The following is a 13,053-nucleotide window of genomic DNA, read 5'->3' as shown; positions in this document are numbered from 1 at the left end:
GATGAATATACCACAAGTAACAAAACTAGATAATGGTCTGCGCATAATAACTGAGCGAGTGCATGAAGTTGATTCCGTAGCTTTAAATATACGAGTTGGTGTTGGCAGTAGAGCTGAAAGTGCAAGTCAAAATGGAATATCTCATTTCCTAGAGCACATGGCTTTCAAAGGAACAAAGACAAGAACTGCTTTTGAAATTGCAAAAGCTTTTGACGACATAGGTGGAGCCTTCAATGCTTGCACCGGTAGAGAAAGTACAAGTTATTACGCAAAGGTTCTTAAAAAAGATATAAAGACTGGCATTGATATATTAATAGATATATTAATGAATTCTACATTTCCAGAGGATGAATTGGAACGCGAAAAGGGTGTTGTAATACAAGAGATTTTTCAAACTAATGATTCACCGAGCGATATCATTTTTGATAAGTATTTTGAAGCAGCTTATAAAGATCAACCATTTGGTAGGTCAATCTTGGGTATGCAAGATACTGTCAAATCTTTTACTCGAGCTAATCTAGATAACTACATAAATGAGCATTACTTTGGCGAGAACATTATATTTGCTGTTGCAGGAAATGTTGAACATGAGGAAGTTGTTCAATTAATCAAAGACTTTCTCTCAAAGATTCATTCAAGAGAGCTGAAAAAAAGCGAGAATGCAAGTTATACCGGTGGTGAGTATTTAGAACATCGTAAATTAGATCAAGTACATTTATTAATTGGTCTACCTAGTGTTTCTCGTGATGATAATAGATATCACACATTCAAAGTTCTTGATGCCATACTGGGAAGCGGAATGTCATCACGCCTATTTCAGGAAGTAAGAGAAAAGCAGGGTCTTGCTTACTCCATTTACTCATTCAACTCTAGTTATGCTGATACAGGAATGCTCTCCATTTTTGCCGGTACAGATAGCAGTAATCTAGATAAGCTTTTAAAATCCATAACGACAGAGCTAAAGAAATTGTCCACAGACAATCTGAAGGAAGAAGAAGTAAATAGAGTAAAAGAGCGAGTAAAATCTCAAATTTTAATGTCACGCGAAAGTGTTAGCTCGCGTGCTGAAACGTTAGGACACTACTACGGCAACTATAATAAATACATCAGTAAAAACGAATTAATAGAAAAAATTAGTGCTGTTACTATTTACGATATAAAAAAAGCAGCAGAAGAATTGCTATCTCAGCATGAAAAAATTACTTTAGCTGCGATTGGAGAAATTAATTCACTGCCAAGTTACGATAAAGTGGTTTCTATGCTTAGTGTACTTTAGTTATGTTGCTTATGCTCACTAAAAAGTTCAATGAATGGTTGCAAAATCCTTTCTATAAAAAGTTTGCTTTCTGGTTCATCGCGTATACCACTAATCATTTTATTGAAAGTTTTTTCGCTGTTTTGTAAAAATAAATAGCTTTCTACTGATTGCACAATAGACAAGGCAGTTAAAATTCCTCCTATCACTAAACAAGAAGCTATAGCAGGTACGGTACCCACTGCAATTCCAGTTGCGATTAATGATAAACCAGCTAAGAGTGTAAAGGCTGAAACGCAAAACGCTATTTGATGTTTTTCTTTATTTTTAACCATAAATGCCTCACAAAAATTATATTTCTAGTATATCCGTATATATAATGTACTGTCAAGTTTTTAAAGAAGATTAAAAAATGCAACGCACATGTGCAAAATATGAACTAGGTATATAATTCACAATGCAGCGGTATTTCACTAATCCAATTATTTTTTTCCTGATCTAACCTATCATTCAATATTGCTTGTCTTATTGATTCCATCAACTTATTCATGAAGAAAACATTGTGAATGGTAACGAGTGTATAAGCCAGCAACTCTTTAGCTTTCAGTAGATGGTGTATATAGGCTCTTGAATGTTTTCTGCAAGTAAAGCACAAACAGTCATTTTCAATTGGGTTATCATCTAGTTCGAATCGTTGATTTCGCAAATTAATATGCTCTTTGCACTTTGAAGAAATAGAATCTCTATTTTTTACTTTAACAAGCGCGCCACCATGTCTTGCGAGGCGAGTTGGATGCACGCAATCAAATGTATCAACTCCAAGCTCTACTCCACGAAAAATGTCTACAATTCCACCAATACCAAGCAAATGAGTAGGCCTATCTTTTTTTAAATGTTCCATAATAAAGGAAACTACATCATACATCTGCTCTTTACTTTGACCAAGCGATCCACCTATTGCTTGACCAAAAAATGGCAAATCGTTGATAAAATCACAACTTTCTCTACGCAAATCTTGATACACTCCGCCTTGACTAATTCCATAAAGCACCTGTTTGCCATTATTATTTTTTTCAAATTCATTTAAAGAACGTTCAGCCCATCTATGGCTCATGAGCATCGATTTCCTTGTGTACTCCTTGCTGACGTGAAATGGAGTACATTCATCTAAAACTAAGATTAAATCTGCACCTAATTTTTGTTGAATTTGTATCGACTTTTCAGGAGTTAGACAATAAGTTTTACCATTTATGTAAGAACGAAAAATTGCCCCATCCTCGTTAATTTTGATCAGAGTTTTTTGTTTCTGTCTTACTCCCTTTATCTCTTCTGAAACTGATCCGTGTCCTAAACTAAATATCTGGTATCCACCAGAATCAGTGAGCATTGGCCCACTCCATCCCATCATCTTGTGCAAGCCACCAAGCTTTGCCACAGTATCCTCTCCCGGTTGGAGCATTAGGTGATAGGTGTTGGAAAGTATTATCTGAGTACCTGCTTCTCTGATTCTCTCGATATCTGCAGCTTTAATAGCAGCTTTGGTTGCACAAAATATAAATGCTGGTGTTTCTATACTTCCATTTGGAGTTTTGATCGTTCCAACTCTTGCAGAACCTGATTGCTTGGTTATCCTAAACGAGAACTTTTCCATCTATTTACTTGAAAGTTCTGCTATGATATTTTCCACTTTTTCAGGAGTGAGGTTTTCATAAAAATCGTTATTGATCTGTACAACAGGGGCATTAACACATGCACCAAGACATTCAACTTCCTTTAAAGTAAATAGATTATCTTTAGTGGTTTCACCGATATTGATTCCAAGCTTCTTTTTAAAGGTACTTAAAACTTCCTCGCTATTGCATAACCAGCAAGGAGTTGTTCTACAAACTTGTATTAGATATTTACCTACTGGCTTTAAATTATACATGGTATAAAAATTTGCCACTTCATACACGCGAATATGTGGAATATGAAGCATGTCAGCAACGTAGCGCATGGCAGATTCAGGAACCCATCCGCATTGTTCTTGTACTAGATACAGTAAAGGCATAACAGCGCTTCCTTCTCTACCTTTAGGATACATCTCTATAGACTTTTTTGCTTTGCTAAGATTGTCTGGTGTAAAACTAAACTGCTCTTCTTTCTCTTTCATCTAATAAGGTTCATGTAAATCTCAACAAATTATACTTGAAGAGTTAACAATTGCAATTAGACTTCTTGCATAATCTAAGACCTACTGTAAACCAAGCTTAGTATAATCCAATTTGACGTACCTTATTATTTTTTTTACTTTGTAATTGATCTACATGAGAAACTTTTTCACCACTTTGTAATCTTTTTCCCTGTAAAATTCCTGCAGGCCTTTCAAAGTACCCACGTTCAATAGCATTGTAAACTGAGTAACCACCAAATAAGCAATTTTTTCCTATTTCTTCTCCACAATCTTTTAATTCTTTCAACCTCTCTTGATCTCTTACTTCTACCTTTATCCAGTCTTTATTTTGCTTATCAGGATATAACCTAACGTCTAACTCTCCCTTAGTGGTAGGGAAAGTCAACACTATATCACTATCGTCCGCAAGATTGGTGTAATTCCTTATACCATTCTTTGTTATAATTGCTACCTCACTTTTACCAATCTTTATTATATCTCTTTCATAGTCTATGTTGCCCTGAGCTCGCCTTAACTCACTAGCTTTTTCTGTGAGCCTTGCAACATTTATTATACTATCTTCGGAATATTCCGAGTATAAAGTAGTGTTATCTATTTTTGCATTCTTTACCATACCATTAATAACTGCTCCTTTTATAACTTCCATAAAATCTAGGGTACTCTCTAGATAATCTAGATAAGCTTCTATCATATTTTCTTTGTGCTCTTTAAATTCAGATTCTAGTGTATCAATTACTTTCATATTATCTTTATTATATAACACTGCCCCTATTGATACCAACTTGCATACTATCTTGCTTGCAACTTCAGGATTCTTTCCTAACTCACCAATCCTTTCCATAACACAATCTGTAAAATTACGCTTCTTATCTTGAGAAAATCGTCTATTAATCCTTCCTCCTGAGAGAATAGCCTCATTTACAACTCCTTCTAGTTCATCCATATTTTGAGCTTTAGAAACTTTATCTAAAAATTCTTTTAGCTTTATCTGTCGATTCGGCGGTAAATTACTCCATAAATCCCTAGAATAATACTCCTTCTCATCATAACTTGACCATTGTAAATTGATTGCATCTGCTTTCAAAAGTAATCTTTTTACTTCAAATTTATTTGCTCTTTCATCAGTACCTGAACGAGCAAAAGAATCAAGATTTTTAGCATTTTGATGCACCTGCAACTCTCCTTCATTACTTCGAAGATTCAAAACCATTCTTAGATCTTGATCATTCCCAAAATCATCTAAGAATTCTTGTAGATCTTCAACAACTGAATCACCTTCTGAGTTATTTACTATATCCAACAACTTTCTTCTCAAGCCCCCCTGTCTCTTAGTTAAAACGTAACCTGAACCATCTTCGAACCAGTCTTTTGTTTCCATTATAGAGCGTAACTTATCACTCAACTTCTCTCGCTTATAAGTCACAAAGTACTTTTCAATATGTTCATGATGATTATCACGTGCAACTTGCAGAGGAGTTTTTCCTTGTTTATCACTTTGATCAGAAATAGCTCCTTTCTCTAAGAGTAAAACTACGCCTTCAGAACAACCAACACTAGCAACATGATGCAAAGGCGTTTTTTTTTCATTATCTTCTGCATTAAGGTCAGCTCCCTTTTCTAAGAGAGCAGCTATACTATAAGGTCCAGTAGCATAGTGTAATGGTGTCCTTCCTTTATCATTCTTGATATTAGGGTCAGCTCCTGCTTCTAAAAGCAAACTTACGGCACAATCATATTGTTTTCTTGCCCAAGCCATACTTGATATTATGTGCAATATCGTCAAACTAGACTCTCCCCTTTCACAATTAAGAACGGTTTTTAGATCTTGATTATCTTTATTATTTAATAAAAACTTTTGAAGTTGTCGGTAACTATCTCCTGCACTCAAAGATCTCATTGCACTAAAAATAGATAGCAATTCCTCATCTAACTCTTCTTGACTGTCTGTCAACTCAGTTGTAACAAGCCACGCACACATTAAATTATCAAACGAGCCTTTTGTAGCTTCAGCAATATCTACCAAATGACGCCTATCAGGAAACATGAATAAACTTTTAATCAGTTCATATTCATAATCCTGTTGTAGCTCGTTTTCTATTCTACTTTCCTTATTAGAATCTTGCCCAGTAACTTCTGGCATATTTACTCCTCACTTTATAAAACCGAATGTAATTATAACAAATAAAGCTAATGCAAGCTAGCTTTCTACTACTTCTTGTATAGTTATATCACTAACACGTAGCGGGATTATAAACATTAAGAAATTAACTAGATGGAAAAAAGGCAAAAGAATCCCCTAGTAGTGAGTTTTAATAATGGAAATTGGCGTTGTAATAATGTGCTAACAAGCGCGATTTGGCTGAATGTAGAAAAAATAAAAAAAGTCGCTATAATTTTATGTAATTTGCCAATAAATATCTGAGTTTTTTTACTGAATTTTCTTGTTAAATCTGCAGAGATTAAAAACAAGGATAAATACTCTTACTGTCATGATAAGGAAAATGGGAAAATGTGTAAAGTAATCTTTTTCACCTCTGTGAGCTACTTGAATTACAAAAGAAGAGATACTAACCTCTTACATTCAAACTCACATAAATCATGAATTATGCATGTTTCACACGAAGGTTTTTGCGCTTTGCAAACATATCTACCATGCAAAACTAGCCAATGATGAGCATAAAGTAGGTATTTTTTTGGCACTACATTCAAAAGAGACTGCTCTGTTTTAAGTACATCTTTTTCTTTCACAAGCCCAACTCTATTGCTCACTCTAAAAACGTGAGTATCAACTGCCAATGTTGGAATACCAAGCCCTGAATTTAAGAACACATTAGCGCTCTTTCTCCCAACCCCTGGTAAAGATACCAAATCATCGAAATTAGTAGGCACTGTGCTATTGTACCTCTCAATCAATATTTTACTGAGCCCGATTATATTTTTTGCTTTAGAATTATATAAACCAATACTGCTTATGCATTTTCTCAGCTCACTTTGCCCAAGATTCAACATTTTTTCTGGCGTATCAGCGATACTAAATAGCTCCTTTGTAATTTTATTAACACTTATATCGGTCGTCCGCGCTGACAGAACTATTGCAACTAATAACGTAAAATGATTGGTATAATTTAGCTCTATTTTTGGCGCAGGATTTGATTGCTTGAATTTTTCAAATATCAGTTCTACTTTTTTTGAGTCCATGCATAGAGCTAAAAGCTTATACTATACTGTTTGCTGTGCAAATTCAATTGCTTGAGGATTAGATAGTCCTTCAATATTAACATCAGACATATCAGTTTTTACCTCATCAAAATTCCTTTCAGCAAACTCGCTTGCCACTTCTGCAAAACATTTTCTAACAAGAGGCATGATAATTGGCATTAACAGTTTTCGTGGATCATACCGTCCTAACAGATCAGTCTCCTTTTGTACTCTATCTCTTGGATCTTCCTCAAGTAAATCTCTTATGTGCTTATCAGAATATATTTCACAGCCTTTTGAAAAAATAGGAGCTAATGCTTCAATTAATACTGCCAATAACAATAGTGGACCAAGTACAGCTTCACCAACAGTTAATCCATTAGCAATGAAATTTATTGTAACTAAATAAACAGAAAAAGCAGCTAAAGGATAGTTGATAAGAAGCTTACTGCCTAGCGCGATATAGTTCATTTTACTTATGAATTCATCAGTGGAAATTTCTGAATTTTTATACTTTTCCATATAATAATTCACTAATAAACCAGAGGCTCTACTAATAGCGATGTTAAATGCTATGATCCACCATGAAAAATAGCAACCTATAGTAACTGTAGTTAACAGGCCTAAGGGTAGAACACTAAGAGTCCGAATAAATAGTAAGGCATTTTTACGTTCTATAAATCTTAACGCTAATTCTTTTTTATCCTCATCTACTAGGTTCTTTTTTTCCTTTAGAGGAGAAATATAAAGAAATAGCTGCATACTAGGTTTTGATAAGCGTTTATTAAGCTCGCCAGGGTCTGACGACCTAAAAAAACTGCTATAAATATCTCCTGAAAAATAGTATTCCACATCCTCTTCAAACGCACTATCATTCTTTTTTAATATAGAAGTCAATTCATCAAAATCTTTACCTATAGCTTCTTCACTAATCCCTAGTGTATAGAACAGCTTCTTTCTATAATGAAATTCACGTGCTGTTAAACGCCCATCACTTTCAGCATCAACGCTGACCTTAACACAAGGATTTCCTGACTCTAAAGGTTCAATGTATTTTTTTAGCTCTTGATGAGCTTTACAAATTTGATTAAATCTATTTTTATCTCCACCCTTGTCAGGATGGTTTACAAGTATCAATTTATTATATTGTTTTTTCAGAAACTTGCTAAGAGCTTGATAATCCTTACCTACAATTTGTTCAGCTTTTATCTCTAGTACGTTAAACAGATCATTATTATCATAAAACTCCTGACCAGTTAACTTGAAATGTTGACTCATTACTACACCTCACATAAATACACGATGCTATTAGTATAATATATTTAATGTTTCACACAAGCATAAAAATATCAAGCAACCACTAAGAGAAGAAACCCTCTTTCCCATCATACAAATACAACTTATCCATTCTCACTACATTAAAGTTATTTTCTTCGAGTTTGATTAGTAAATTATTCACGTCACTATTTGTAATAGTTTTCTTTTCACTATTCGCAATAAACCTACAAGTTATTTGGTCACTTAAAGATTTTGAACTTCCTGGCCAAACTGCAAGACCCTTTGAGTATATTGCTATCATCTGCAGATTACTCGATTCTAATAATCCTACTATTTGATCAAAATTGTTGGATTTGTCCCAGGCAAGCGTTATATCACTACCCACTAGCTTTTTAACTTTGTAATCTTGTTCGTAATTGTCTTGTACTTTATTTATTTTACTATCCGAATCACTGCTAATTATAAGCTCAGATAACGTTGTGGGTTTTTTCCCTAGATTATCTATAACAGCTTTTGCAAATTCTTTTGTTCCAACCTTTTGTTTACTCTTTTTCTCCTTATATAAATCAGCGGTATGTACTCCATCTTCCAAAGTCTTGAGCCATGCATCATAGATTAGTTTTGCAGTACTCACTTGACCGATATAGACCAACATATGCACTGCAGCATTTAAAAGACCAGAAGGATTAGCTATGTTTTTTCCTGCAATATCAGGAGCAGAGCCGTGAACCGCTTCAAACATTGCATATTCATTACCTATATTGCTACTTCCTGCAAGCCCTACAGAACCTGAGGTTTGTGCCACTATATCTGATAATATGTCGCCATATAGATTTTCAGTTACTATAACATCGAAATTCTCGGGTTCTGTGGCAACACGTGCCATTCCAATATCAACTATATAATGTTCCGCCTTTATATCCGGATATTCTTTTGCAATACGATCAAACGCTGCATGAAAAGCGCCGTCAGTCATTTTCATTATGTTGTCTTTAGTCAGGCAAGTTACTTTCTTTCTGTTATGTTTTTTCGCATATTCAAAAGCGTACCTGCATATTTTTTCTGAGCCAGATCTAGTAATAATTTTAGTGCATTGGTACGAGTCACCAGTGAGCCTATGCTCTATTCCGGTGTAAACGTCCTCTTCATTTTCGCGTATTACAACAACATCAAATTTATCGAATTTATTTTCTATAACAGGGTGATACGAAATGCATGGTCTAATGTTTGCATACAGCCCTAAGTTCTTTCTGAGCGCAACGTTTAAGCTTTTGTGCCCTTTACCTTGAGGGGTTGTTGTTGGAGATTTGAGTAATATCTTTGTCCTTTCGATAGATTCCCAACCACTCGGAGAAATTCCATGAGACCATTCCTTACTATAAACACGCTCTCCTATTTCAATAATATCTATTGAGATCTCTGCTTTCGCTTCACGCAATATCGACAGCACCGCTTCCATAATTTCTGGTCCGATACCATCACCATACGCAACTGTGACTGATGTTGACATAACTTCCTTAACTGTAAATGATTTAATGTTAATTCAAATAATAAAGTGGGTCAATGTTGCTAAAATAGCATATTTACGGTTATTTAATAATGAACTTTTATGCTGGTTATAGCATTGCAAAATATGGAAAGTGTATGGATACTAAAATAAGTTATGCAGGGATTACAAGACGTATTTTTGCATTTGCAATCGATTATATTTTAGTACAGGGAATGGGGTTTGTTATCGGATTTATCATTGGATTTACTTTGGCATATTCTCTATCACTCAATGTAACTGAAATGTTTTTAGATAAAGCAGTAGCTATACAAGTAATAGGGTTGATATTGGAATTAATATTTTATGTATTTACGATAATAGAATTTGGTGGTACTCCAGGACAATTGTTACTTCGCATGCGTGTAAAAGACGAAAATACACTTGAAAAAATCACTCTAATACAAGCAATAAGCAGAACAGCAGTTTTTGGAGTATTATATTTTATAATCTGCTACACACTATTCAATATTTCTAGTCTATTCATAGTTGTATCAATCTTAATCATATTATTTGCAATCCTTGACCAGCGTAAACAATTTCTTCACGACAAAATTGCAAAAACAGTAGTAATAGACTATAAACCTAGTTGATATTTTTCTTTAGTTGTTACCACCAAGGGTGTTATTCCAGCGCGTGACCCACATCTGTACGAACATTGCAATTAGCAGGTAATTTGCATAATAGAGGGTGTCATTCCAGTGCTTGACACTGGAATCCAGTTTTCCATATAATCTCATCGAAAACGTTGTAACCACTTTCTATGCTAGTGTGCTTTCATCAACCTGGATCCCAGTGTCAGCTACTTTCATGACAAGAAAAGAAGCACTGGTTTCACATGAATCTGAACAGATATCATGTTTTTCTTTAGTTTACTGCTTACAAAGTGACTTTTTTTGTTTCTGCATGAGCTAAATTAACTACCAATATCATACCTGAAGAACCCACCTAACCATTCTAGAAAATTTAACGCTGAGTACACTTTACTTTTAGCTTCTTCCACAGTGTTTCCTTCTCCTACTATATTTAGCACTCTTCCGCCATCGGAAATCCAATTACCACTTTCATCCAACTTAGTACCAGCATGAAAAACTAGCACACCAGGAATGTTTTCAATTTTATCCAATCCTTTAATTACCTCTCCTTTTTGATAATCACCAGGATAGCCTTTACTTGCAACAACTACACAAACTGTAGTTTTGTGATTAAACTCCACCATTTTTGTATTTAACTTGCCTTCTGCAACTGACAACATCAACTTTAACAAATCACAATTTGGATCAAGTCTAGGTAAAATAGATTGTATTTCCGGATCCCCAAACCTAACATTATACTCAAGAAGCTTTGGACTATCTTTGCAAATCATTAAACCAGCAAAGAGTACGCCTTTATAGGATGTTCCCATGTTAGTCAGTGCTTGAATTGTAGGATATATTATTTTTTGGATAATTTTTTGCTCCATCTCCTTACTTATAATCGAAGGTGATGAGTATGACCCCATGCCTCCAGTATTTTGGCCCTCGTTATTTTCATCAACTTTCTTATAATCTCTTGCACAACCAAAGGTTACTACTTTCAACCCATCAATAAGAGCAAAAAAACTTACTTCCTCTCCAATTAAAAACTCTTCTATGATTATTTCTTCACCTGACTCACCAAGATTTTTCTCCACTAGCATTGAATCTATTGCTGAAAAAGCCTCATTTTCTGTGTGGCATATTATGACACCTTTCCCTGCTGCAATTCCATTTGCTTTAATTACAAGCGGCAATTTTATTTTATTACTACGGACAAAATTTTTAGCTAACCTTTCATCAATAAAACGTTCATATTTGGCGGTCGGTATACCATATTGTTTACATAGTTCCTTCGTAAAAGACTTTGATGCCTCAAGTTTTGCAGCTGCTTGACTTGGAGCAAAAACGTTTATCCCCTCCGCAGTTAAATCATCAGCAAGCCCATTAATTATCGGCTGCTCTGGACCAATAATCACTAGCTCTATATTTTCTTTCTTGCAAAATTGTGTAACATCCACTGAATCTTGAATATTTATATTCACAAGAACTCCAAAATTTTCCATGGCCGGGCGACCAGGAGTAACATATAACTTAGTCAAGGTAGGAGACTTCTTTAAAGCCCAAAGTAAAGCATGCTCACGCCCACCAGAACCTATAACCAGAACCTTCATCTTTATTTCCTCGCTTTTCTATATGTCAAAATTATTGTTTGCTTATAACAGTATCATTACTCATGTATCTTTGCAACACGTTTGGTATTGTAACTGACCCATCGGAATTTTGATAATTCTCCATTATGGCAACAATTGTTCTTCCTATGGCTAAAGCTGAGCCGTTTAAAGTGTGAACGTATTTTTTTGTTTTTCTGTCAGTTTCTAAGAAGTATTTAGTGTTCATTCTTCTTGCCTGGAACGTACCGCAATTTGAGCAGCTTGATATTTCTCTGTACTTATTTTGCTCAGGTAACCATACCTCTATATCATAAGTCTTTTGTGCAGCAAAGCCCATATCACCACTACAAAGCAGCATTATTCTATACGGTAGTTCTAATTTTTTTAATATTTCCTCAGCAGCATTTGTCATGCGTTCAAGCTCATCATTTGACTGGTCTTCAGTTGTGATGCTTACCAACTCCACTTTACCAAATTGGTGTTGCCTTATCATACCTCTTGTATCTCGTCCTGCGCTACCAGCTTCTTTACGAAAACATTCTGAATATGCAGTAAAACGAATAGGCAGTTCTTTTTCTTCTATTATTTTGTCAGCAACTAAATTTGTTAAAACTACTTCACTTGTGGGAATTAATCTTAATTTATCGGTAGTTAAATATGAATCATCAAAAAATTTTGGTAGTTGACCAACATTATACATCGCCCTATCCTTTACTAAAACTGGATGATGCACTTCAGTATAACCAAATTCATTAACATGTGTTTCCAGCATAAAATTTATTAATGCTCGTCCAAGCTTAGCTAACTGTCCTTTTAGTATTGTAAACCTTGATCCAGAAATTTTTGCTGCTTGTTCAAAATCCATCAAGCCTAACCTTTCTCCGAGTTCATAATGAAATTTTGGCATAAAACTAAATTGCCTTTTTTCTCCATATTTTCTGATTTCTACGTTGGAGCTCTCATCTTCACCTATTGGTACATCTTGCGCAGGAATATTCGGCAAGTTAGATAAAACATTCACTAACTTATTTTTTTCTGTTTGCTCCTTGAGGCTGATTGTCTCTATCTCACTTGTGATGCTTTTTGATAACTTTACTTGTTCTTCACATGGGCTTTTGTTCATTTTAAGCCTCTTTATTTCTTCCGTGACCTCGTTTCGTTGCTTATTTAAAGCTTGCAATTTAGTAGTCAGTGATCTTTTTTTATGGTCAATCTCTAATATTTCTTTTGCAGTAAATTCTTTCACCCCTCTGCTTTTTATTGCTTTTTCAAATCCTTTAGGGTTTTTGCGTATATGTTCTATATCATGCATATGTTGTGCTATTACTAACATCATTACTCTACTTCAAAAGCTTTGAATGCTCAATATTTTTACATATAAATGCTAATATTGATTTTACCTTCATAATTTGCTA

The 13,053-nt window shown here is 34.7% G+C and carries 11 protein-coding genes and 1 pseudogene; 2 read left to right on the top strand and 10 right to left on the bottom strand.

The annotated features are described in order from the left end of the window. The first annotated feature begins 1 nt into the window (after position 1). A complete protein-coding gene (locus tag ONG78_RS00350) occupies positions 2-1,276 on the top strand; it encodes a M16 family metallopeptidase (RefSeq protein ID WP_264377413.1) in 1,275 nt (424 codons plus the stop codon). Here the strand turns inward: ONG78_RS00350 and ONG78_RS00345 are convergent. The 7 genes from ONG78_RS00345 to icd form a co-directional block, all read right to left on the bottom strand. Further along, positions 1,273-1,590: a WD_0736 family protein gene (locus tag ONG78_RS00345; RefSeq protein ID WP_264336854.1), complete on the bottom strand. Its 318-nt coding sequence runs from the start codon at positions 1,588-1,590 to the stop codon at positions 1,273-1,275. The two genes, ONG78_RS00350 and ONG78_RS00345, sit on opposite strands and share 4 nt — an antisense overlap. 104 nt (positions 1,591-1,694) lie before the next feature. Continuing rightward, a complete protein-coding gene (tgt, locus tag ONG78_RS00340) occupies positions 1,695-2,906 on the bottom strand; it encodes a tRNA guanosine(34) transglycosylase Tgt (RefSeq protein ID WP_264377412.1) in 1,212 nt (403 codons plus the stop codon). After that, positions 2,907-3,407, bottom strand: a complete 501-nt coding sequence (gene nuoE, locus ONG78_RS00335) for an NADH-quinone oxidoreductase subunit NuoE (protein ID WP_010402402.1) — start codon at positions 3,405-3,407, stop codon at positions 2,907-2,909. Positions 3,408-3,504: 97 nt separating this feature from the next. Continuing rightward, a complete protein-coding gene (locus tag ONG78_RS00330; protein WP_264377411.1) occupies positions 3,505-5,568 on the bottom strand; it encodes an ankyrin repeat domain-containing protein in 2,064 nt (687 codons plus the stop codon). 410 nt (positions 5,569-5,978) lie between these two features. Then, the gene (gene nth, locus ONG78_RS00325) at positions 5,979-6,626 is read right to left on the bottom strand and encodes an endonuclease III (RefSeq protein WP_264374981.1); all 648 of its coding nucleotides are present in this window, start codon (positions 6,624-6,626) and stop codon (positions 5,979-5,981) included. A gap of 21 nt (positions 6,627-6,647) precedes the next feature. After that, positions 6,648-7,904 carry a molecular chaperone DnaJ gene (locus tag ONG78_RS00320; protein ID WP_264374982.1) on the bottom strand — a complete coding sequence of 419 codons (1,257 nt, stop codon included), beginning with the start codon at positions 7,902-7,904 and terminating at the stop codon, positions 6,648-6,650. An 82-nt stretch (positions 7,905-7,986) separates the two neighbouring features. Next, entirely contained in the window at positions 7,987-9,414 is a 1,428-nt protein-coding gene (icd, locus tag ONG78_RS00315) for an isocitrate dehydrogenase (RefSeq protein WP_264377410.1), read from the bottom strand. A gap of 134 nt (positions 9,415-9,548) precedes the next feature. Between icd and ONG78_RS00310 the strand changes: the two genes are divergently transcribed. Beyond that, entirely contained in the window at positions 9,549-10,043 is a 495-nt protein-coding gene (locus ONG78_RS00310) for an RDD family protein (RefSeq protein ID WP_264376299.1), read from the top strand. 74 nt (positions 10,044-10,117) lie between these two features. On the opposite strand, the pseudogene ONG78_RS08065 reads toward ONG78_RS00310, so the two are convergent. The 3 genes and pseudogenes from ONG78_RS08065 to serS all read right to left on the bottom strand — a co-directional run. After that, positions 10,118-10,183: pseudogene (locus ONG78_RS08065) on the bottom strand (WPE palindromic element domain-containing protein); the annotation flags it as partial. A 183-nt stretch (positions 10,184-10,366) separates the two neighbouring features. Then, positions 10,367-11,638 (bottom strand): phosphoribosylamine--glycine ligase, encoded by a 1,272-nt coding sequence (gene purD / locus ONG78_RS00305; RefSeq protein ID WP_264377409.1) that lies wholly within the window; start codon positions 11,636-11,638, stop codon positions 10,367-10,369. A 31-nt stretch (positions 11,639-11,669) separates the two neighbouring features. Then, positions 11,670-12,950, bottom strand: coding sequence for a serine--tRNA ligase (gene serS, locus ONG78_RS00300; RefSeq protein ID WP_264377549.1), 1,281 nt, complete (start codon positions 12,948-12,950; stop codon positions 11,670-11,672). Positions 12,951-13,053 lie beyond the last annotated feature (103 nt).

The organism is Wolbachia endosymbiont (group B) of Philonthus cognatus (assembly GCF_947179345.1).
Classification (GTDB): domain Bacteria; phylum Pseudomonadota; class Alphaproteobacteria; order Rickettsiales; family Anaplasmataceae; genus Wolbachia.
Note: the sequence above shows the minus strand (reverse complement) of the source record. Positions and strands in the feature narration are given on the sequence as shown.

Excerpts from the sequence above, each read along its gene's own strand:
- serS (WP_264377549.1), bottom strand. The coding sequence starts at position 12,950 with ATGCATGATATAGAACATATACGCAAAAACCCTAAAGGATTTGAAAAA.
- nuoE (WP_010402402.1), bottom strand. The coding sequence starts at position 3,407 with ATGAAAGAGAAAGAAGAGCAGTTTAGTTTTACACCAGACAATCTTAGC.
- ONG78_RS00310 (WP_264376299.1), top strand. The coding sequence starts at position 9,549 with ATGGATACTAAAATAAGTTATGCAGGGATTACAAGACGTATTTTTGCA.
- ONG78_RS00320 (WP_264374982.1), bottom strand. The coding sequence starts at position 7,904 with ATGAGTCAACATTTCAAGTTAACTGGTCAGGAGTTTTATGATAATAAT.
- purD (WP_264377409.1), bottom strand. The coding sequence starts at position 11,638 with ATGAAGGTTCTGGTTATAGGTTCTGGTGGGCGTGAGCATGCTTTACTT.
- ONG78_RS00330 (WP_264377411.1), bottom strand. The coding sequence starts at position 5,568 with ATGCCAGAAGTTACTGGGCAAGATTCTAATAAGGAAAGTAGAATAGAA.
- tgt (WP_264377412.1), bottom strand. The coding sequence starts at position 2,906 with ATGGAAAAGTTCTCGTTTAGGATAACCAAGCAATCAGGTTCTGCAAGA.
- icd (WP_264377410.1), bottom strand. The coding sequence starts at position 9,414 with ATGTCAACATCAGTCACAGTTGCGTATGGTGATGGTATCGGACCAGAA.
- nth (WP_264374981.1), bottom strand. The coding sequence starts at position 6,626 with ATGGACTCAAAAAAAGTAGAACTGATATTTGAAAAATTCAAGCAATCA.
- ONG78_RS00350 (WP_264377413.1), top strand. The coding sequence starts at position 2 with ATGAATATACCACAAGTAACAAAACTAGATAATGGTCTGCGCATAATA.
- ONG78_RS00345 (WP_264336854.1), bottom strand. The coding sequence starts at position 1,590 with ATGGTTAAAAATAAAGAAAAACATCAAATAGCGTTTTGCGTTTCAGCC.